The organism is Amnibacterium sp., from assembly GCF_051956055.1.
Lineage (GTDB): Bacteria > Actinomycetota > Actinomycetes > Actinomycetales > Microbacteriaceae > Amnibacterium.
Genome location: NZ_JBQCGC010000015.1, coordinates 1 through 19,162, shown reverse-complemented (window position 1 = coordinate 19,162; position 19,162 = coordinate 1). Strand labels below are relative to the sequence as shown.

General features: G+C 73.8%; 21 protein-coding genes. 15 read left to right on the top strand and 6 right to left on the bottom strand.

Going from position 1 to position 19,162, the window contains the following annotated elements; all coding sequences use genetic code 11:
* Window positions 1–11 precede the first annotated feature (11 nt).
* The 3 genes from gatC to gatB are packed head-to-tail and all read left to right on the top strand — an operon-like array spanning window position 12 to window position 3,414.
* Window positions 12–323: an Asp-tRNA(Asn)/Glu-tRNA(Gln) amidotransferase subunit GatC gene (gene gatC / locus ACTHLI_RS02630; RefSeq protein WP_440181282.1), complete on the top strand. Its 312-nt coding sequence runs from the start codon at window positions 12–14 to the stop codon at window positions 321–323.
* Window positions 323–1,879 carry an Asp-tRNA(Asn)/Glu-tRNA(Gln) amidotransferase subunit GatA gene (gatA, locus tag ACTHLI_RS02625; RefSeq protein ID WP_440181280.1) on the top strand — a complete coding sequence of 519 codons (1,557 nt, stop codon included), beginning with the start codon at window positions 323–325 and terminating at the stop codon, window positions 1,877–1,879. Before gatC ends, gatA begins: the two co-directional genes overlap by 1 nt.
* The gene (gene gatB, locus ACTHLI_RS02620) at window positions 1,879–3,414 is read left to right on the top strand and encodes an Asp-tRNA(Asn)/Glu-tRNA(Gln) amidotransferase subunit GatB (RefSeq protein ID WP_440181279.1); all 1,536 of its coding nucleotides are present in this window, start codon (window positions 1,879–1,881) and stop codon (window positions 3,412–3,414) included. Before gatA ends, gatB begins: the two co-directional genes overlap by 1 nt.
* Window positions 3,415–3,520: 106 nt before the next feature.
* Here the strand turns inward: gatB and ACTHLI_RS02615 are convergent, their stop codons facing one another.
* On the bottom strand, window positions 3,521–4,360 hold the full coding sequence (locus tag ACTHLI_RS02615) for an alpha/beta hydrolase family protein (RefSeq protein ID WP_440181277.1): 840 nt from the start codon (window positions 4,358–4,360) through the stop codon (window positions 3,521–3,523).
* 328 nt (window positions 4,361–4,688) lie between these two features.
* Here ACTHLI_RS02615 and ACTHLI_RS02610 point away from each other — a divergent pair, with 328 nt between their 5' ends.
* Window positions 4,689–6,197: a DUF7059 domain-containing protein gene (locus ACTHLI_RS02610; protein ID WP_440181276.1), complete on the top strand. Its 1,509-nt coding sequence runs from the start codon at window positions 4,689–4,691 to the stop codon at window positions 6,195–6,197.
* 12 nt (window positions 6,198–6,209) lie between these two features.
* Here the strand turns inward: ACTHLI_RS02610 and ACTHLI_RS02605 are convergent, their stop codons facing one another.
* Together ACTHLI_RS02605 and ACTHLI_RS02600 are read right to left on the bottom strand one after the other, a co-directional pair.
* Window positions 6,210–6,701: an FBP domain-containing protein gene (locus ACTHLI_RS02605; protein ID WP_440181275.1), complete on the bottom strand. Its 492-nt coding sequence runs from the start codon at window positions 6,699–6,701 to the stop codon at window positions 6,210–6,212.
* Window positions 6,702–6,718: 17 nt separating this feature from the next.
* Window positions 6,719–7,003, bottom strand: coding sequence for a GNAT family N-acetyltransferase (locus ACTHLI_RS02600; protein WP_440181274.1), 285 nt, complete (start codon window positions 7,001–7,003; stop codon window positions 6,719–6,721).
* 75 nt (window positions 7,004–7,078) lie between these two features.
* Between ACTHLI_RS02600 and ACTHLI_RS02595 the strand changes: the two genes are divergently transcribed.
* The 4 genes from ACTHLI_RS02595 (at window position 7,079) to ACTHLI_RS02580 (ending at window position 11,389) form a co-directional block, all read left to right on the top strand.
* Window positions 7,079–8,521 (top strand): phytoene desaturase family protein, encoded by a 1,443-nt coding sequence (locus ACTHLI_RS02595; protein ID WP_440181272.1) that lies wholly within the window; start codon window positions 7,079–7,081, stop codon window positions 8,519–8,521.
* 48 nt (window positions 8,522–8,569) lie between these two features.
* Window positions 8,570–9,394, top strand: a complete 825-nt coding sequence (locus tag ACTHLI_RS02590; protein ID WP_440181270.1) for an SDR family oxidoreductase — start codon at window positions 8,570–8,572, stop codon at window positions 9,392–9,394.
* 61 nt (window positions 9,395–9,455) lie between these two features.
* Complete coding sequence (locus tag ACTHLI_RS02585) at window positions 9,456–10,931, top strand: purine-cytosine permease family protein (RefSeq protein ID WP_440181269.1); 1,476 nt, start codon at window positions 9,456–9,458, stop codon at window positions 10,929–10,931.
* Entirely contained in the window at window positions 10,928–11,389 is a 462-nt protein-coding gene (locus ACTHLI_RS02580; RefSeq protein WP_440181268.1) for a nucleoside deaminase, read from the top strand. Before ACTHLI_RS02585 ends, ACTHLI_RS02580 begins: the two co-directional genes overlap by 4 nt.
* A 66-nt stretch (window positions 11,390–11,455) precedes the next feature.
* Here ACTHLI_RS02580 and ACTHLI_RS02575 read toward each other — a convergent pair whose 3' ends face one another.
* A complete protein-coding gene (locus ACTHLI_RS02575) occupies window positions 11,456–12,274 on the bottom strand; it encodes a DUF72 domain-containing protein (RefSeq protein ID WP_440181267.1) in 819 nt (272 codons plus the stop codon).
* A gap of 187 nt (window positions 12,275–12,461) precedes the next feature.
* Here ACTHLI_RS02575 and ACTHLI_RS02570 point away from each other — a divergent pair, with 187 nt between their 5' ends.
* Both ACTHLI_RS02570 and ACTHLI_RS02565 read left to right on the top strand, forming a co-directional pair.
* Window positions 12,462–13,298, top strand: a complete 837-nt coding sequence (locus ACTHLI_RS02570; RefSeq protein ID WP_440181266.1) for a DUF3097 domain-containing protein — start codon at window positions 12,462–12,464, stop codon at window positions 13,296–13,298.
* A gap of 16 nt (window positions 13,299–13,314) precedes the next feature.
* On the top strand, window positions 13,315–14,310 hold the full coding sequence (locus tag ACTHLI_RS02565; RefSeq protein ID WP_440181265.1) for a hypothetical protein: 996 nt from the start codon (window positions 13,315–13,317) through the stop codon (window positions 14,308–14,310).
* On the opposite strand, the gene ACTHLI_RS02560 is transcribed toward ACTHLI_RS02565, so the two are convergent.
* Window positions 14,253–14,747, bottom strand: a complete 495-nt coding sequence (locus tag ACTHLI_RS02560) for a metallophosphoesterase family protein (RefSeq protein WP_440181264.1) — start codon at window positions 14,745–14,747, stop codon at window positions 14,253–14,255. The genes ACTHLI_RS02565 and ACTHLI_RS02560 overlap by 58 nt on opposite strands.
* Window positions 14,748–14,777: 30 nt before the next feature.
* Between ACTHLI_RS02560 and ACTHLI_RS02555 the strand changes: the two genes are divergently transcribed.
* Together ACTHLI_RS02555 and ACTHLI_RS02550 are read left to right on the top strand one after the other, a co-directional pair.
* Entirely contained in the window at window positions 14,778–15,446 is a 669-nt protein-coding gene (locus tag ACTHLI_RS02555; RefSeq protein ID WP_440181263.1) for an HAD family hydrolase, read from the top strand.
* A gap of 38 nt (window positions 15,447–15,484) precedes the next feature.
* Window positions 15,485–15,718, top strand: a complete 234-nt coding sequence (locus tag ACTHLI_RS02550; protein ID WP_440181262.1) for a DUF3072 domain-containing protein — start codon at window positions 15,485–15,487, stop codon at window positions 15,716–15,718.
* Between the two features lie 150 nt (window positions 15,719–15,868).
* On the opposite strand, the gene ACTHLI_RS02545 is transcribed toward ACTHLI_RS02550, so the two are convergent.
* The gene (locus ACTHLI_RS02545; protein ID WP_440181261.1) at window positions 15,869–16,849 is read right to left on the bottom strand and encodes a TIGR03557 family F420-dependent LLM class oxidoreductase; all 981 of its coding nucleotides are present in this window, start codon (window positions 16,847–16,849) and stop codon (window positions 15,869–15,871) included.
* Window positions 16,850–17,030: 181 nt separating this feature from the next.
* Between ACTHLI_RS02545 and ACTHLI_RS02540 the strand changes: the two genes are divergently transcribed.
* The 3 genes from ACTHLI_RS02540 (at window position 17,031) to ACTHLI_RS02530 (ending at window position 19,078) form a co-directional block, all read left to right on the top strand.
* Window positions 17,031–17,585, top strand: coding sequence for a hypothetical protein (locus ACTHLI_RS02540; RefSeq protein ID WP_440181260.1), 555 nt, complete (start codon window positions 17,031–17,033; stop codon window positions 17,583–17,585).
* An 81-nt stretch (window positions 17,586–17,666) separates the two neighbouring features.
* On the top strand, window positions 17,667–18,563 hold the full coding sequence (locus ACTHLI_RS02535) for an oxygenase MpaB family protein (RefSeq protein ID WP_440181258.1): 897 nt from the start codon (window positions 17,667–17,669) through the stop codon (window positions 18,561–18,563).
* A gap of 71 nt (window positions 18,564–18,634) precedes the next feature.
* A complete protein-coding gene (locus ACTHLI_RS02530; protein ID WP_440181257.1) occupies window positions 18,635–19,078 on the top strand; it encodes an OsmC family protein in 444 nt (147 codons plus the stop codon).
* The last annotated feature ends 84 nt before the right edge of the window (window positions 19,079–19,162 follow it).

Sequence of the window (19,162 nt, the reverse complement as noted above, 5' to 3'; positions counted from 1 at the left end):
GGATGGAATCCATGCCCGAAGCGCCTGCAGCGATCACCGTCGCCGACGTCCAGCACCTCGCGGGCCTCGCCCGCATCGCCCTCGAGCCGGGCGAGATCGAGCATCTCGCCGGCGAGCTGAACCAGATCGTCGACTCGGTGCGGAAGGTGCAGGAGGTGGCGACGCCCGACGTCCCCGCGACGAGCCACCCGATCCCGCTCGTCAACGTGCTGCGCGCCGACGAGGTGGGCGCCGTGCTCACGCAGGAGCAGGTGCTGTCCGGCGCACCCGACCAGGCGGACGGGCGCTTCCGCGTCCCCGCGATCCTCGGCGAGGAGCAGTAGTGAGCGACCTGATCCACTGGAGCGCGGCCGAGCTGGCCGGGCACCTCGACTCCGGCGACGTGTCGAGCGTCGAGGCGACGCGAGCGCATCTCGATCGCATCGCGGAGGTCGAGCCGGACGTCCACGCGTTCCTCCACGTGGCGGGGGAGGCGGCGCTGACCCGCGCGGCGGAGATCGACCGCCTCCGGGCCGAGGGCCGTGCGCCGAGCCCGCTCGCGGGTGTGCCCGTCGCGATCAAGGACGTGCTCTGCACGAGCGACATGCCCTCGACGGCCGGGTCGCGGATCCTCGAGGGCTGGGTGCCGCCGTACGACGCGACGCCCGTCGCGCGACTCCGCGCGGCCGGCCTCGTGCCGCTCGGCAAGACGAACATGGACGAGTTCGCGATGGGCTCCTCCACCGAGTACTCCGCGTACGGTCCGACCCGCAACCCGTGGGACCTCGGGCGGATCCCGGGCGGCTCAGGAGGCGGTTCGGCCGCCGCGGTCGCCGCGTTCGAGGCGCCCGTCGCCCTCGGCTCCGACACCGGCGGCTCGATCCGGCAGCCGGCGGCGGTCACCGGTTCCGTCGGTGTGAAGCCGACCTACGGCGGCGTGAGCCGGTACGGCGCAATCGCGCTCGCATCGAGCCTCGACCAGGTCGGTCCGGTCAGCCGGTCCGTCCTCGACGCGGCGCTGATCCACGACGTGATCGGCGGCCACGACCCGAGCGACGCGACGAGCCTCACCGACGTGTGGCCGTCCATGGCGGAGGCGGCGCGGGACGGGGCCCGGTCCGGTTCGCTCCGGGGCGTGCGCGTCGGGGTCGTCACGGAGCTGAACGGCGCCGGGTTCCAGGCGGGCGTGCGGCAGCGGTTCGCGGAGGCGCTGGAGACGATGGCGGCCGCGGGCGCCGAGATCGTCGAGGTGGCCGCGCCGCACTTCGAGTACGCGATCAGCGCGTACTACCTGATCCTGCCCGCCGAGGCGTCGAGCAACCTCGCGAAGTACGACGCGGTGCGCTTCGGTCTCCGCGTCGACCCCGGCGCCTCCACCACCGAGCAGGTGATGGCGCTCAGCCGGGAGGCCGGGTTCGGTCCCGAGGTGAAGCGGCGCATCATCCTGGGCACCTACGCCCTGTCCGCCGGGTACTACGACGCCTACTACGGCAGCGCGCAGCAGGTCCGCACGCTCGTCCAGCGCGACTTCACGGCCGCGTTCGAGCAGGCCGACGTGCTCGTGTCGCCGTCCTCGCCGACCACCGCGTTCCGGTTCGGCGAGAAGGTCGACGACCCGCTGGCGATGTACCTGAACGACGTGACGACGATCCCCGCGAACCTCGCGGGCGTGCCCGGCATGAGCCTCCCGGTCGGGCTGGCACCGGAGGACGGGCTGCCGGTCGGTCTCCAGCTCATGGCGCCCGCGCGCGAGGACGCGCGCCTCTACCGCGTCGGCGCGACGCTCGAGGCGCTGCTCGAGTCGGACTGGGGCGCGCCGCTCCTGTCCAGGGCGCCGAGTCTCGGGAGGCCGGTGCCGGTGCCCGGCTTCGGCACCGAGCCGGACGGAGGGACCCGCTGATGGCCAGGACCGGGACGAACACCGCCGCGACCGACGTGCTCATGGACTACGACGAGGCGATCGAGCGCTTCGAGCCGGTGCTCGGCTTCGAGGTGCACGTCGAGCTCTCGACCGCGACGAAGATGTTCTCCGCCGCGCCGAACCCGGCCGCGAAGGGCACCCAACCCTCCGTGCCGAACACCATGGTCGCGCCCGTCGACATGGGGCTGCCCGGCGCGCTGCCGCTCGTGAACGCGGAGGCGGTGCGGTACTCGATCTCGCTCGGCCTGGCACTGGGCTGCTCGATCGCGCCGACGAGCCGGTTCGCGCGGAAGAACTACTTCTACCCGGACCTCGGGAAGAACTACCAGATCAGCCAGTACGACGAGCCGATCGCGTTCGAGGGCTCCGTGGACGTCGAGCTCGAGGACGGCACCGTGTGGACGGTGCCGATCGAGCGCGCGCACATGGAGGAGGACGCCGGCAAGCTGACGCACGTCGGCACCACCGGGCGCATCCAGGGCGCCGACCACTCGCTGGTCGACTACAACCGCGCCGGCGTGCCGCTCGTCGAGATCGGCACCAAGCCGATCTTCGGCGCGGAGGGCAGGGCCCCCGAGATCGCGAAGGCGTACGTCGCGACGATCCGGGACATCGTCCGCTCCCTCGGGATCTCCGAGGCGCGGATGGAGCGCGGCAACCTGCGCTGCGACGCGAACGTCTCCCTCCGGCCTCGCGGTCAGGAGCGGCTGGGCACCCGCACCGAGACGAAGAACGTGAACAGCCTCCGCTCGGTCGAGCGGGCCGTCCGCTACGAGATCCAGCGGCAGGCCGCGATCCTCGCCGCGGGTGGCTCGATCGTGCAGGAGACGCGGCACTGGCACGAGGACACCGGCACGACGAGCGCCGGGCGTCCCAAGTCGGACGCGGACGACTACCGGTACTTCCCGGAGCCGGACCTGCTGCCGGTGCAGCCGTCGCCGGAGCTGATCGAGGAGCTCCGGGCCGCGCTGCCGGAGTCGCCGGTCGCGTTCCGGAAGCGCCTCCAGGCCGACTACGGGTTCACCGACGGGGAGTTCCGCGACATCGTCAACGCGGGCGTGCTCGCCGAGCTCGAGGAGACCGTCTCGAAGGGCGCGGCGCCCGCGCAGGCGCGGAAGTGGTGGCTGGGCGAGATCCTCAGGATCGCCAACGCCCGCGGCGTGGAGGCCGGGACGCTCGTCTCGCCGCTGCACGTCTCCGAGCTCATCGCCCTGACCGAGAGCGGCGACCTCACCGACCGGCTCGCGCGGCAGGTGCTCGAGCACGTCATCGCGGGGGAGGGGAGCCCGGAGGAGGTGGTCCGCGCCCGTGGGCTGCAGGTCGTCTCCGACGACTCGGCGCTCATCGCCGCGATCGACGAGGCGCTGGCTCAGCAGCCGGACGTGCTGCAGAAGATCAAGGACGGCAAGGTGCAGGCCGCAGGCGCCGTGATCGGTGCGGTGATGAAGGCGATGCGCGGGCAGGCCGACGCGGCGCGCGTCCGCGAGCTCGTCCTGGAGCGCGCCCAGGCCTGACGCACCTCCTCGTGCGGCGCTGGGAGACATCCGCCCTCCGGCGCCGCGGCGCGCATGTCGCTCAGCGGGGCACGAGCGGCGGGCACGTGCTCGGAGCGCTCGTGGGTCAGGCGCCCGGGGTGCGGTACTTCTCGAAGAACTGCACGACGGTCGCCGGCTCGTAGTTCGACGGGTCGCCGTGGTCGCCGGTCGTGTGGAAGTACGTCACCTGCGCCCCGGCCCGCTTCGCCTCGGCGACGCACACGGCCGCGTTCGTGGCGGCGTGCACGATCGTGTCGGCGGGGGAGGCCCAGACGATCATCGGCTTGTTCCCGACCTGCACCGGCGAGATCGCGGCGCGGCTGCGCCCGGGCCAGGACGCCCAGATCGAGGCCTGGAACCGCGCCTCGTGCATGGTGCGGATGTCGCACACCGGGAACCACGCGGTGATCGCCCGGACGTCCGAGAGCGTCCGGCCGAGCTCCATCGTCGGCAGGCCGCCCATCGACTCGCCCATCAGGAAGACGTCGTGCAGGCGGTACCTGGCCTGCGTGCGCGCGATGAGCGTGCGGTAGTCGGCGACGCTCGCCGGGTCGCCCCAGGACTCGCCGTCCGCGTTCGCCGCCAGCAGCGTGAATCCGGCCTCGCTGAGCGCGTGCTCCACGGTGGCCTCCGGGTGCCGGCTCAGCAGCGACCACCGCGTCTGGCCCCAGCCGTGCAGGAACACGACCAGGCCGCCGTTCGAGGTCTTCGGCACCACCACCAGCGACGAGGTCGCCGGGTCGTCCACGACGCGACCGCCCGCATCCCGGGGCGCCGCCGGGGCGACGGCGGCCACCGCGCGACGGGTGGGGGGCGGCGTCAGGGCGGAGGAGGCGGTGCAGCCGGCCAGACCGAACGGCAGGAGCAGCGCCACCAGCAGCGCCGCCGCGACGGCCGGGGCGGAGCGTCTGGGGCGGCTGGGCACCGGTTCATTCTGCGGTGGCCGGACAGGGGGACCGGTCCACGCGACGGCGGGTGGGCCATCCGTACCGAATCGTGATCGAGTCCCCCCGGAACGGGGCTCATGTCACAGGGACGTCGGTCGGGAGGCGCCGCGTATGGTCGACGACAGGCGCCGCGGGGAACGTTCTGCTCTTCACTCCACGTCCGCGGCGACCACGAGCGGCCGGTTCGACACGGTCGCCGTGCCGCGGGATGCGCGGTCGCGAGCGCTCGTCGCCGTGCCGCGCATCCCGCCGAATCCTCCGCTCATCAGCGGTTCGAGGCGCAGGCCGGTCCGGGATGATGGACCCGTGCAGCGCCAGCCCGACCTCGACCTGATCGCGGGCCTCCGCGCCGACCTCGACGACGCCAGGTACACGGTCGACGGACTCGAGGCCGCGTGGGGACCGGTCGCCGCCGAGGCGCTCGGCCGCGACGACCCCGAGCCCGCGCTCGCCGAGCTCGAGCTGCGGCCGTGGTCGCCGTCGGGGACGCTGGGTGCGCTGCTCGTGCTCGGGGCGCCCCGGTCCGTTCCGGAGGTGGACCGCGCGCTGCCGCGCACCGGCGCGCGCGGCGCGGCCCGGCTCGGCCTCGTCTCGATCGAGGACGGGATCGTGCACGCCACGGTCGACCTGCGCCCCTACGCGCTCGCGGACGAGTCCGGCGTCGCGTCGTGGTGGATCGCCTCCGACCCGGGGGAGATCGCGCTCGGCGGCGAGCTGCCGGAGGATCACGTGCTCGGCGCGGGTGCGGCGTCGACGACGCTCGCCCAGATCCTCGTGCCGACCGGCACGGGTCGCGTGCTCGACCTGGGAACCGGCAGCGGCGTGCAGGGGCTGATCGCGGCCCGGTCGGCGGGCGCCGTCGTCGCGACCGACCTCTCGGAGCGCGCACTCGACTTCGCGGGGTTCAACGCGGCCCTGAACGGCGTGGCGCTCGACCTGCGACCCGGGTCGCTCTACGACCCCGTCGCGGGGGAGCGCTTCTCCCGCATCATCACCCACCCGCCGTTCGTGAAAACCCCGCGCGGTGCCGCCGAGGTGCCCGGGTACACCTACCGGGACGGCGGGTTCGCGGGCGACGGCCTGGTCGAGGCGGTCGTCCGCGGCGCCGCAGCGCACCTCGCCGAAGGCGGCATCGCGCAGCTGCTCGGCAACTGGGAGGTGCACGGCGACCCGGCGGCGGCCCGCGAGCGCGTGCTCGACTGGGCGGGCCCGCTCGACGTGTGGATCGTCGAGCGCGACCTGCTCGATCCGGCGCAGTACGCCGAGACCTGGGTGCGCGACGGGGGCGCGCAGCCCGGCACCGCGCGGTTCCGGTCCCTCGTCCGCGCCTGGCTCGACGACTTCGCCGCCCGCGGGGTCACCGCGATCGGTGCCGGCTACATCACCCTCCGGGCGCCGCGGCACGGCCGGACCCTCCGGCGCTTCGAGCACCTCGACGGCGCCGTCGGCAGCGGGATCGGGTCGGCGATCGAGGCCGCGATCGCCGCCCACGACCTGCAGAGGGTGCTGCCGGACGAGGCGCTCGCCGACACGGTGCTCGAGGTCGCCCCGGACGTCACGGAGCACCGCCACTACTGGCCGGGGGATGCGGACCCGACCGTGATCGAGCTCCGGCAGGGCACGGGTTTCGCGCGGGTCCGGCGCGTCGACACGGTCGCCGCGGCGGTCGTGGGCGCGTGCGACGGCGAGCTCGCGATCGGGTCCATCGTCGATGCCGTCGCGCGGATCCTCGACGCCGATCCGGCGGACACGCGCACGGCGGTCCTCCCGATCCTCCGGGAGCTGTGGTTCGAGGGCTTCCTCACCCTCCGCTGAGCCCTGCCGGGGTCAGCCGGCGAGGACCGTCTGGGTGAACGACTCGAGCCGCTCCTGCAGGCCGACGATGCGGCGCTGCACGATCTCCTCCGGCGGCAGCTGCATCGGCGCCGCGGGCGGCGCGATCCGGATGATGGCCGAGCAGCCGAGGTCGGCGCAGATGTAGGTGCCGACCGTGTCGCCCTTGCGGCCCGCCTCGCCGATCCTCGGCGCGGCGAACAGGGTGACCTGGGCGCCGGGCTGCGGCATGTGGCACAGCGAGCACATCGCGCTGATCCCGCTGCGGATCCGCCGCTCGGCGGCGCGCAGGACGAGCGACACCGGGCGGTCGCCCTGCCACATCGTCAGGTAGGCCCGGTGGGGCGCCTTCGCGTCGTGCCAGCCGAGGTACTCGCGTTCGTCCCACAGCACCTCGTGGAGGCCGGGCATCGGAACCCGCTCCGCGTCACCCTTGGACGTGTTGACGAACGATCCGCGGATCTGTGCCTCGGTGAGCTGCTGCATCCCGACCAGGGTAGGACTCAGCGCGGGAGGGGGCGCGTGTAGTCCGGGTGCTCGGCGAGGAAGTTGCGCACCATCGGGCACTGCCCGATCGGCCGGATGCCGGCGGCTCGGGTGTCGTCGAGGCCCGCGCGCACCATCTGCGTGCCGTACCCCTGGCGCTGGTGCTCGGGGACGATCTCGCTGTGCGTGAAGACGCGGCCCTCCTCCGTGTCCCGATACACCAGCTCGCCGACCACCACGTCGTCCAGAAGAGCGACGTAGCGGGAGCCGTCGGCCTCGTGCCGGGTCGCGATGTCCGCCATGGGGTCATCCTGCACGGCGCGGACCGTGCTCGGCAAACAGGGGCGTCGGGGTTGCACGCGGCAGGATCGGTCGGCATGAGCGATCCGGACGTCGTCGTGGTCGGGTCGGGGCCGAACGGGCTCGCGGCCGCGGTGACCGCGGCGCGGGCCGGGCTCGGCGTGCTGGTGGTGGAGGCGGCTGACCGCCCCGGCGGCGCGGCGCGGACGGAGGAGGTCACGCTCCCGGGGTTCCGGCACGACCTCGGGGCGGCGGTGCATCCGATGGCGCTCGCCTCCCCGTTCCTCCGGGCGTTCGCCCTCGCGGACCGGGTGCCGTTCCTGACGCCGGAGGTGTCGTACGCCCATCCCTTCGAGGACGGCACGGCCGCGGTCGCCTGGCGGGATCTGCGGCGCACGGCCGCCGACCTCGGCCCGGACGGTCCCGCGTACGAGCGGCTGCTGCGCCCGCTCGTGACCCGGGCCGCCGCGGTCGCCGCGTTCACCCTGTCGCCGGTGCTGCGGGTGCCGGAGGATCTGCCGACCGCGATCCGGTTCGGCCTCGCCGCGCTGGACCAGGGCGGCCCCGGCTGGGACCGGCGGTGGCGCACGCGGGAGGGCGCGGCGCTGCTGACCGGGGTCATGGCGCACACGGTGCGGCCGATGCCGTCGCTCGCCTCGGCGGCGGCGGGGCTCGCGCTCGCGGTGCAGGCGCATGCCGTCGGCTGGCCGATCCCGGTCGGCGGCACCGGCGCGATCGTCGACGCGCTCGTGGCGGACCTCGTCGCGCACGGCGGCCGCATCGAGGCGGGGCGCCGGATCCGTCGTCCGGCCGACCTGCCCGCCGCGAGGGCGACGGTCCTCGACACGAACGTGCCCGAGCTGCTCTCGATCGCCGGGCACCGGCTGCCGCCCGCGCTGCGCGCGTGGCTGCGGACCGTGCGCCCCGGGTCCGGCATCGGCAAGGTCGACTACGCGCTCGACGGCCCGGTCCCGTGGCGGGCGCCGATCGCTCGCCAGGCGGTCACGCTGCACCTCGGCGGTCCGCGCCGGGCGATCGCGGCCGCCGAGCGCGCCGTCGCCGCGCGGCGGGTGCCGGAGGATCCCTACGTGCTCGTCGCGCAGCCGAGCGTGCTCGACCCGACGCGGGCGCCGGCGGGCAAGCACGTGCTGTGGGCCTACACCCACCTCCCGAACGGCTCGACGCTCGACCCGACCGAGCTCGTGTCCGCGGCGATCGAGCGGGTCGCGCCGGGCTTCCGGGACCTCGTCCTCGCCTCGAGCGCGAGGAGTGCCGCGGACATCGGCGCCTGGGACCCGAACCTCGCGGGCGGCGACATCGCGGCGGGGGCCGTGACCCTCCGGCAGCTGCTCGCGAGGCCCGTGCCGGGCCCGGATCCTTGGCGCATGGCCGCCGGCCTCTACCTCTGCTCCGCCGCTGCGGCACCGGGTCCTGGCGTCCATGGGCAGGGCGGCCACCTCGCGGCGCGCTCGATGCTGCGCCACGAGTTCGGCATCCGGGAGGCGCCCGACCTCCGCTGAGCGCGGCCGCCCATCGGCCGCCCAGCGATCCCCGCGCAGGATGGTGACGTGACATCGAAGGTGTGGTTCATCACGGGCACGTCCCGCGGCTTCGGCCGCGAGTGGGCGATCGCGGCGCTCGAGCGGGGCGACCGGGTCGCCGCGACGGCGCGCAGCACGGACTCGCTCGCCGATCTCGTCGAGCGGTTCGGCGACGCGGTGCTGCCGATCCGGCTCGACGTGACCGACCGCGCCGCCGTCCAGGAGGCCGTGCGGCGGACCGTCGAGACGTTCGGCCGTATCGACGTGGCCGTCAACAACGCCGGCTACGGGCACTTCGGGTTCGTCGAGGAGGTGTCCGAGGAGGAGCTGCGCGCCCAGCTCGAGACCAACCTGTTCGGCGCCGTGTGGGTGACGCAGGCGGTGCTGCCGGCGATGCGCGAGCAGGGCTCCGGGCACATCATCCAGGTCTCCTCGATCGGCGGGATCAGCGCCTTCCCGCTCGTCGGGGCCTACCACGCGTCGAAGTGGGCGCTCGAGGGCATCTCGCAGTCCCTCGCGCAGGAGGTCGCGGGGTTCGGGGTGAAGGTCACGCTGATCGAGCCCGGCGGGTTCTCGACGGACTGGGGCGGGTCGTCCGCGAAGCACTCCGCAGAGCTGCCCGCGTACGCCGATCTCCACGAGCGGGTGCAGGAGCAGCGGGCGCAGCGCCTGGCTCGGCCGGGGGACCCGCAGGCGACCCGCGGGCCGATCCTCGAGATCGTCGACGCCGACGAGCCGCCGCTGCGCGTGTTCTTCGGGACCTCCCCGCTCGGGATCGCCCGGGCGGACTACGCGGGCCGGATCGCGACCTGGGAGCAGTGGCAGCCCCTGTCGGAGCGCGCCCAGGGCTGACGCGCCCGCCCGCGCGTCCCCGATTCGCCGAGTGTCGCCGCCTGGCCGTAACCTGCGGCACGTGACCTCGGTGGACACCCCCGTCAAGCAGTCCTTCGTCGAACCGGGCGGCATCGAGGCGATCCCGCTGGAGCGGCGCCACGGCTCCCCGTGGCAGCTCCTCGCCACGTGGACCGCGCCGAACCTCGAGTTCGCCACGGTGTACGTGGGCGTGATCGCCGTCGCGTTCTTCGGGCTCGGCTTCCCGCAGGCGATGCTCGCGCTGATCCTCGGAAACGCCCTCGGTTCGGCCACGCAGGGGATCCTGTCCTCCTGGGGGCCGCGGGACGGGGTCGCGCAGATGGTGCTCGGCCGGGTGGCGTTCGGCACGCGCGGCAACATCCTGCCCGCCGCGCTGAACACGGTCATGGCGGGCCTCGGCTGGTTCGCGACGAACTCGGTCAGCGGCGCCTTCGCGCTCGCCACGCTCACCGGCATGCCGCTCTGGCTCGCCCTCGTGCTGATCGTCGTCGTCCAGGTGGGCGTCGCGATCGTGGGGCACAACTTCCTGCAGCAGTTCGAGCGCTGGGCCTCCATCGTCCTGGGCGTGATCTTCCTGCTGGCGGTGATCTTCGCGCTCGTGTCCGGGCACCTGACGGGCGGCTCGCACGGCGGCCCCGGCGGCTTCGGGGCCGGATTCGGCGGCTTCTCGGTCGCGATGGCCGCGGCCTTCGGCTATGCCGCCGGTTGGAACCCCTACGCCGCCGACTACACGCGCTACCTGCCTCCCACGACCTCGAGGCTCCGCATCGGCCTCGCAGCAGGCATCGGCGACTTCGTCTCCTGCACCGTGCTGATGGCGGCCGGTGCGGCCGCGGCGACGGTCGTCGACTTCGGCAGCGGCAGCCCGACCGACCTGTTCACCTCGACCGCGATCATGCCGGCGGTGATCGGCAAGCTGACGCTCCTCGCGATCTTCTTCGGCGCGATCTCGGCGAACGCGCTGAACATCTACTCGGGGGCGATGAGCTTCCTCGCGGTCGGGATCCGCATCCCCCTCACGCTCCGCCGCGCGATCGTGGCCGGCGCGTTCGGTGTCGTCGGGTTCTTCATCGCGCTCGCCGCGAGCGCGGACCCCTCCGGCTCGTACGAGAACTTCCTGCTCGTGATCGCGTACTGGATCGCGCCCTGGCTCGGTGTCGTGCTCGCCGACCGGCTGTACCGGAGGGGCACGCGGATCGCCCCGTTCCTCGCGGACGACGCGAAGTACACGAACTGGCCCGGCCTCATCGCGATCGTCGTCGGCATGGTGCTCTCGATCTGGCTGTTCTCGAACCAGACCCTGTACACGGGCATCCTGGTCGCACCGACCGAGCGGTTCGCGCACGGGTTCGTCACCGACTACGGCATCGGCGACCTCACCCCGCTCGTCGGCTTCGTGCTGGCCGCCGTCGTCTACTTCGCGCTCGTGCCGGTGTTCAAGCCGGCGAAGGGGGCGCCCCTGCCGGCGAGCGGCTACGAGGAGCCGGTGCACGTCGACGCCGCGAGCGACGCATGAGTGACGCGGTCTACGCGACCGACGCGGAGAAGCTCGCTGTCGCCGCCGAGCAGGCGCGGATCGGGCTCGCGGAGGGCGGCATCCCGATCGGCGCGGCCCTGTTCGACGCGGAGGGGCACCTGCTCGGCGCCGGGCACAACCGCCGGGTGCAGCAGGGCGACGCCTCCGCGCACGGCGAGACGGACGCGTTCCGCGCCGCGGGACGCCAGCGTTCGTACCGCGGCGCGACCATGGCCACGACCCTCTCGCCCTGCTGGTACTGCTCCGGACTCATCCGGCAGTTCGGGATCGGCCGGGTGATCGTCGGCGAGGACGTGAACTTCACGGGCGCCCAGGACTGGATCGCCGAGCACGGCACGCACGTCACCGTGGTGAACGACCCCGACCTCATCGCGATGATGAGGGACTTCATCGCCGCGAACCCGACGCTCTGGAACGAGGACATCGGCGAGGACTAGGCGCGCTGCCCCGCAACACGACGATTTCGACGCCCTGTCCCTGATCCGACGCCGCGCGCCGTCGAATCAGGGACGGCGCGTCGATCCAGCGGTCCCGGCGCGCGTCAGCCGAGCAGCTCGATCAGGCGCCGCGCGTTGCGCACCGCGTTCCCGTCGCCGTCGCGGGCCCCTGGAGCCGGTTCCGCCGCGCCGCGCAGGCGGCGGGGCGGCCGAGCGACGGGGCGTGAAGTAGCCGTACACCTCGTGACCCGCCCCCTCCCACTCGCGGATGCGGTCGGCCCACCAGCGCAGGTCGTCCTCCGAGTAGGAGCCCGCGTACAGAGCGTCGTGTGACGGGCCGTGCCACCGCACATAGACGCGCCTCGCCGTGGCGCGGAGCACGCACGGGAGCCCCGCGCCGCTCATGACGCAATAGCTCGCACCACGGCGCTCCAGGAGCTGGAACACCTCCTCGGCGTTCCAGGAGGGGTGGCGGAACTCGACGGCGACGGGGATGTCCGCGCGGAGGCGGCCCAGGAACCGGTCCAGCCGCTCGTCGTCCCGTTCGTGCGCCGGGTGCAGCTGTACGAGCAGCATCGCGTGCTTCGGGTGCAGCGCGTCCCAGCCGGCGGTGATGCGGTCCACCCACGCCTCCGGCTCGCGCAGCCGGCGCGCATGCGTGAGTCCCCGGGGCGCCTTGACCGACATGCGGAAGTCCTCCGGCAGCCGATCGCGCCAGGACGCGAACGTCCGTACAGGCGGCCAGCGGTAGAAGCTCGCGTTCAGCTCGACGGTGCGGAATTCGGCCGTATACGCCTGCAGCCGGCGGGTGGTCGGGGGCCCTGGCGGGTAGAGGACGCCCGCCCAGTGGTCGTACGACCAGCCCGACGTCCCGATGTGCGCCATGGATGCAGTCTCGCGCCGTGCCGATGTGCGCGACCGACGACTTCGACGCCCTGTCCCTGATCCGACGCCGCGCGTCGTCGAATCAGGGACGGCGCGTCGGTCCAGCGGATCCCGGCGTCCCGCCGCAGCGGCCGACACGCGAGCCGCCAGCCCGACGACCGTGCCTGGGCCGCCTACGGTCATCGCCGTGAACCACGACCGGTACGGCTCCGACGTCCTCGCCGACAACGGCTGGAAGCGCAAGGCGCCGCCGCCGAAGGTGGTCGAGGCGCTGCGCGACCTCGTGGTGGAGGAGGTCGCGAGCGGCTTCGTGGGCGCCGTCGTCGGGGTCGAGGGCCGCATGGTGAAGCTCGAGGACCGGCGCGGCAAGGTGCGGGTCTTCCCGATCGGCCCCGGCTTCCTGATCGACGGCGAGGCGGTCGCGCTGCGGGTGCCGAAGGTGCAGCCCCAGCAGGCGGGGCGGCTCCGGAGCGCCTCCGGCTCGTTCGCGGTGCAGGGCGCGAAGGCCCGCGTGGCGCGCGGCAGCCGCATCTTCGTCGAGGGGCGCCACGACGCCGACCTGATCGAGAAGGTGTGGGGGCACGACCTGCGCATCGAGGGGGTCGCGGTGGAGTACCTGGAGGGCGTGGACCACCTGGAGGAGGTCCTCCGGGTCTTCCAGCCGGACGCGGAGCGGCGGGTCGGCGTGCTCGTGGACCACCTCGTCGCGAACAGCAAGGAGAGCCGCATCGCCGCTGCGGCGGTGAAGCCGTGGGGTGACACCGTGCTCGTCGTCGGCCACCCCTACATCGACATCTGGCAGGCCGTGAAGCCGGAACGGCTCGGGCTGAAGGCGTGGCCCGTCATCCCGCGGGGCATCGAGTGGAAGCACGGCATCTGCGAAGCGCTGGGGTGGCCGCACGAGGACCAGGCGGACATCGCGAACGCGTGGAAGCGGATCCTGTCCAGGGTCGACCACTTCGGCCATCTCGAGCCCGCCCTGCTCGGACGGGTCGAGCAGCTCATCGACTTCGTCACGGCCTGAGCCCTACCGTCGTGGGGTGGACCCCATCGCCTGGCTGCTCGAGGGCGACCCCGCGATCCGCTGGCAGGTGCTGCGCGATCTGACCGACGCGCCGCGGGCGGAGGTCGAGGCCGAGCGCGCCCGCATCGCGACCGTCGGCTGGGGTGGCCGCCTGCTCGCGGAGCAGGCGGAGGACGGGCAGTGGGACGGCGGCGTCTACCGCCCGGGCTGGGTCGACGAGTCGCGGCCGTTCTTCGACGCCTGGACCGCGACGCACTTCTCGCTCGAGACCCTGCGCGATCTCGGAGCCGACCCGGCTGCGCCGCCCGTCCGCCCGGCGATCGCCCCCCTCCGGGAGCACGTGCGCTGGGACCGGGAGGACGCGCCGCCGTACTTCGACGGCGAGACGGAGCCGTGCGTCAACGGGACGGCGCTCGCGAGCGCGGCGTACTTCGGGGAGGGCGGCGACGCGATCGTCGAGAAGCTGCTCGCGCGGCGCCTCGACGACGGCGGGTGGAACTGCTGGGCGCGGACGCGGGACAGTCCGTCGTCGTTCCACTCGACGATCTGCGTCCTCGAGGGGCTGCTGGCGTGGGAGGAGGCGGGCGGCCGTTCCGACGCGGTGCGCGCCGCACGAGGAGCGGGGGAGGAGTACCTCCTCGAACGGCGCCTGCTCTTCCGGCTGCGCAGCGGTGCGCCGATCGATCCGCGCTTCGCCATGCCGGCGTTCCCCACCCGCTGGTCCTACGACGTGCTCCGCGGCCTCGAGTACCTCCGCCGGGCGCGGCCCGAGCGCGATCCGCGCTGTGCCGATGCGATCGGGATCCTGCGCGAGCGGCGCAGGCCGGACGGCCGGTGGGACGCCGGCCAGTACCGGATGGGGCCGGTCCTGTTCGAGATGGAGGGGGAGGAGGAGGGGCGACCCAGCCGCTGGATCACCCTCCGCGCGCTCCGGGTGCTGCGGTGGTGGGACGGTCAGACCGGCACGAGCGTCCAGGAGGCGGCACCTCCGTCGAGCGTCAGCAGCCCGTAGGTGCAGCGCGGCTGCCGTCGCCGGTCGGTGGGGGAGCCGGGGTTCACCAGACGCAGCCCTCGTGCGGTCGTCGAGTCCCACGGGATGTGGCTGTGCCCGAACACCAGCACGTCCGTATCGGGGAACGCGCGGTCCATCCGTGCCTCCCGACCGGCCGACGGACCGGTCTCGTGCACCACGGCGATGCGCACCCCGTCGAGGACCGCGCGGGCGACCTCCGGCAGCCGCGCGTGCAGCGCAGGGCCGTCGTTGTTGCCCGCGACGCCGATCACCCGCGGCGAGCGGGCGAGCAGGAAGTCGAGCGTCGCCTCGTCCACCCAGTCGCCCGCGTGGACGACGCCGTCCGTGCGGTCGAGCTCGTCGAGGACGGATCGAGGCAGGGACTTCGCCCGCTTGGGCAGGTGCGTGTCGGCGAGGATCAGCAGTCGGGTGGGCACCCTCCCATCCTCGGCTGCTTGCATCGGGGCATGCCCGCCACCTGCAGCGCCGTGCTCTTCGACATCGACGGCACCCTCGTCGACACGAACTACCTCCACGTCGACGCGTGGCTCCGCGCGTTCGCCGACGTCGGGCACCCGGTCGCCGCCTGGCGGGTGCATCGCGCGATCGGCATGGACTCGGCCAAGCTGCTCGAGACCCTGTTGGGGGACGACGTCGATCGGCTGGGCGACGCGGCGAAGGAGCGGCACCGGACGCACTACGCCGCGGACCGCGAGCGGATCCGGACGCTCGACGGGGCGCGTGAGCTCCTCCGCGAGCTCGATCGCCGAGGGCTCGCGGTCGTGCTCGCCACCTCCTCGCCGCCGGAGGAGTTCGAGATGACCACCGATGTGCTCGATGCGGGCGATGCGGTCCTGACCGCGACGACGGCCGAGGACGTGGACGCCGCGAAGCCGGCCCCGGACGTCGTGTCGCGTGCGCTCGAGAAGGCGGGCGTCGACGCCGCCGACGCGGTCATGGTCGGGGATGCGGTGTGGGACGTGCAGGCCGCCGCGGAGGCGGGGGTCCGGTGCATCGGCGTGCGCACCGGCGGGGTGAGCGAGCAGGAGCTCCGAGACGCCGGCGCGATCGCCGTGTACGACGATGCCGCGGCCCTGTTGGCGGACCTGGACTCCAGCCCGCTCTTCAGCCGGTGATCAGCGATTCCTCGGACATGTGTTCTAACGTTCCGGTCATGAGCGACAGCACCGAGATGCTCGGCGGTCCCGAGAAGAACACCACCGAGAAGGACCCCAGCGACTGGGTGACGGGCGACGAGCCCGCCACGGGCGCGCAGAAGAGCTATCTCGACACGCTCGCGCGAGAGGCCGGGGAGCAGATCCCCGCCGACATCACGAAGGCCGAGGCCTCCGAGCACATCGAGCGCCTGCAGGAGAAGACCGGCCGGAGGCAGGGCTCCGACTCCTGAGCTCGGGCGACGGGCGGCGAGTACGCGCCGCTGAGGGACAGGTGCCCTGCGGCGCCGCACCGCACGTGTCGCCCAGCGGGCACGACCGTGTGGGCGGGGGCCCCGGGCGGGCGCCCCGGGTCGCTCCGAAGCGCCCCGCCCGGACCGGGCTCAGGCCTTCGGAGCGGCGGCGCGGAGCTTCTCGAGCAGCGGCTCCGCGACCTCGTCGAGGAAGCGCTGCTGCAGCACGTCGCCCACCTGCACGAGCGCGACGTCCGTGAACCCCGCCTCCCACAGCGGCTTGATGCCCTCGACGAGCTCGTCGAGATCGGGGCCGCACGCGATCGACGCGGCGACGTCCTCCTTGCGGACGAACTGCGACGCCGCCTTGAAGCCGGCGGGCGTCGGGAGGTCGCTGTTCACGAACCAGCCGCCGCCGAACCAGCGGAACTGCTCGTGCGCGATGTCGATCGCCTGGTCCTTCGACGGGGCCCAGCAGATCGGGATCTGCCCGATCTTGCGCGAGCCCGAGCCGCCCTTGACCGCGTCCCAGCTCTGGAGCAGCTCGGGCTCCGGGTCGGTCGCGATCAGGTGGTCGCCGAGCGGGGCGAACCGCTCGATGCCCGCGGAGCCGGACACGGCGAGCCCGATCGGCACACCGCCGTCCGGCGCGTCCCAGATCCGTGCCGAGTCCACGCGGAACCAGTCGCCCTCCCACGTGACGAGCTCGCCGGTGTGCAGGGCGCGGATGATGCGCACCGCCTCCTCGAGCATGTCCTGGCGCTGCGCGACGGGCGGCCAGCCCTCGCCCACGACGTGCTCGTTGAGGTTCTCGCCCGCCCCGAGCCCGAGGGTGAAGCGTCCGTCGGCGAGGATCTGCAGGGTGGCCGCCTTCTGCGCCACGACCGCCGGGTGGTAGCGCACCGTCGGGCAGGTGACGTACGTCATCAGCTCCATGCGCTCGGTCGCGTGCGCGACGGCGCCGAGCATCGACCACGCGTAGCCCGCGTGACCCTGCTCGGTGAGCCACGGCGAGTAGTGGTCGCTCGAGACCGCGAAGTCGAACCCGCGCGCCTCCGCCTCGATGCCGTACCGCACGATCTGCTTCGGGCCGCTCTGCTCCGTCATCAACGTGTACCCGAACCGGGTCATGACCGCCTCCTCCTCCGATGGGACCCGGTGAGCGTACGGAGGCGCTCGTGACGGTCCGCCGCACGCGCGCTGAGCGTCCCCTGGCCGCCTTCCGGTCCTCATAGGCGATGCCAAGCGGAGGGGCCCGAGGTTGCCGGGATGCGCCCGTACCGTCGCAGCGACACCGGCGAGGAGGACGTGCGTGGGGCTGCTCGAGCGCCTGAAGGGCTACTGGACCGACGACGCGGGCCGGACACGGACCGCTTCGGTCGCGTCGTGCGCCACCGCGGCACCGTGCGGGAGGCCCGGGACGGACGACGAGCGCGCCCTCGACCGCTACCGCTACCTGCTCCGCACGGCACCGCCCGACGCGGTCGAGGAGGTGCACGCGGAGGCCTTCGCGAGGCTCACCCCGCACCAGCGCGCGCTCGTCTTCGGGGAGCTCTCCCGCAACGCCGCCGTCGCCGATCGCCCCGCCTCCGACGACCCGAGGACGCTGGCGCGCAGCGCGACGAGGTCGGAGCTCCGGCGCCCGGGGTTCCTCGAGCGGACGCTCGGCGCGGGCGTCGGCGCGGGCCAGGGGCTCGGGACGGTGCTCGGCGGCTCGCTGCTCGGGATCGTGGCGGCCGTGGTCGTCGGATCGACGATCGCCGCGATGGTGCTGCCCGGCATCGGGGACCTCGACCCCCTCGACGGCGGAGTCGGGGAGAGCGACGGAGGCCTCGGTGGCGCCGACGACGTCGAGGCGGGACGCTAGGGGGCGGCGTCCGCTTCGGATCGGCCCAGCATCCGGTCCTCCGCGACCAGGCGGCCGCGCTCCGGTCGGCACGATGGGGTGGTGCTGACCGACCACATGCGTGCCCGGCTGCTCGAGGTGCTGTCGGGGCAGCCGACCGGCATCCCGGAATGGACCAGGGAGCTCTCCCGCGGCGCCGACGCCGGGTACTTCCCGGAGGCGAGCGCGGTGTGGGAGGTGCATCGGGACATCGCGACGCTCGTGGCCGGGCCGCGCGCGCTCCTGATGCAGGCGATCCATCCGGGAGCGATGGCGGGGGTGCACGACCACTCCCGGTATCGCGAGGATCCGCTCGGGCGGTTGAACGGCACGATCCGGTGGATCACCACCGTCACCTACGGGTCCCGGGAGCAGGCCGAGGGCGCGAGCCGGTGGGTGCGCCGCCTGCACGAACGGGTGCGGGGCACCTACACGACCGGCGACGGGCGGCTGCTGCCGTACGAGGCGCAGGACGCGGATCTGCTGTCCTGGGTGCACATCGCGTTCGCGGACTCGTTCCTCCGGGCGTTCGAGCGGTTCGCGGGACGCCCGGTGCCGGGCGGCGGCGACGCGTATGTGCGGGATTGGGCGATCGCGGGGGAGCTGATGGGGGTGCCCGACCCGCCCCGGTCGGTCGCCGAGCTCGACGCGCGCCTCCTCGCCTTCCGGGACGGCGGCCTGCTGCGCGCGGACGACCGGGTGCGGGAGGCGGTGCGGTTCATCCGCCGGCCACCGCTGCCCGCGCTGCTGCGGCCGACCTACCCGGCGGTGTTCCAGGGGGCCGTCGCGACGCTGCCGGGATGGGCGCGGGAGCTGCTCGGGCTGCGCCGGGTCCTGCCCGTCGAGGAGGCGGCGACCAGGGCCGTGCTGCGGGCCAGCGCCCGGCTGCTCGGCGAGGCGGCGGCACCGGGGCAGGCGCGCCTCCGCCTCGCCGCGCTGCAGGAGCGGGACGCCGTCTGACGCTCAGCGATCCGCTCGTACGCTCGCTCCGGAGCGGGACCTCCCGCGATCCATCGACCGAAGGAGTCCAGATGCCCACTCGTACCGCTCGAACCGCCTGGGACGGCGGCCTCCAGGACGGGTCCGGCCAGGTCGAGCTGAGCAGCTCGGGGCGCGGCACGTTCGACGTCTCCTTCCCGCGCCGCGCCGCGGACGAGGCCGGCGGGGTCACGAGCCCGGAGGAGCTGATCGCCGCGGCGCACTCCGCCTGCTTCGCGATGCAGCTCTCGGCGAACGTCGCCGAAGCGGGCGGCACGCCGCATTCGCTCGAGGTGACGGCCGACGTCTCGCTCGGCCCGGACGATCAGGCCGGCGGCTTCAAGCTGACCGGCATCACGCTCACCGTGAAGGGCGAGGTCGATGGCCTCGACTCGGCCGGCTTCCAGCGCGCCGCGGAGGCCGCGAAGGCGGGCTGCCCGGTCAGCAAGGCGCTCACGGGCGTCGACATCACGCTCCGCGCCTCGCTCGTCGAGTGACGGCCAGGTGCGGGTGGATGGGGGTAGGGCGCGCCCGCGCCCCCGAGCCAAGCACAAGGGGCACGTGCGGGGGGGGTACGGGGC

Excerpts from the sequence above, each read along its gene's own strand:
- gatC (WP_440181282.1), top strand. The coding sequence starts at position 12 with ATGCCCGAAGCGCCTGCAGCGATCACCGTCGCCGACGTCCAGCACCTC.
- gatB (WP_440181279.1), top strand. The coding sequence starts at position 1,879 with ATGGCCAGGACCGGGACGAACACCGCCGCGACCGACGTGCTCATGGAC.
- ACTHLI_RS02605 (WP_440181275.1), bottom strand. The coding sequence starts at position 6,701 with ATGCAGCAGCTCACCGAGGCACAGATCCGCGGATCGTTCGTCAACACG.
- ACTHLI_RS02600 (WP_440181274.1), bottom strand. The coding sequence starts at position 7,003 with ATGGCGGACATCGCGACCCGGCACGAGGCCGACGGCTCCCGCTACGTC.
- ACTHLI_RS02595 (WP_440181272.1), top strand. The coding sequence starts at position 7,079 with ATGAGCGATCCGGACGTCGTCGTGGTCGGGTCGGGGCCGAACGGGCTC.
- ACTHLI_RS02580 (WP_440181268.1), top strand. The coding sequence starts at position 10,928 with ATGAGTGACGCGGTCTACGCGACCGACGCGGAGAAGCTCGCTGTCGCC.
- ACTHLI_RS02575 (WP_440181267.1), bottom strand. The coding sequence starts at position 12,274 with ATGGCGCACATCGGGACGTCGGGCTGGTCGTACGACCACTGGGCGGGC.
- ACTHLI_RS02555 (WP_440181263.1), top strand. The coding sequence starts at position 14,778 with ATGCCCGCCACCTGCAGCGCCGTGCTCTTCGACATCGACGGCACCCTC.
- ACTHLI_RS02550 (WP_440181262.1), top strand. The coding sequence starts at position 15,485 with ATGAGCGACAGCACCGAGATGCTCGGCGGTCCCGAGAAGAACACCACC.
- ACTHLI_RS02545 (WP_440181261.1), bottom strand. The coding sequence starts at position 16,849 with ATGACCCGGTTCGGGTACACGTTGATGACGGAGCAGAGCGGCCCGAAG.
- ACTHLI_RS02530 (WP_440181257.1), top strand. The coding sequence starts at position 18,635 with ATGCCCACTCGTACCGCTCGAACCGCCTGGGACGGCGGCCTCCAGGAC.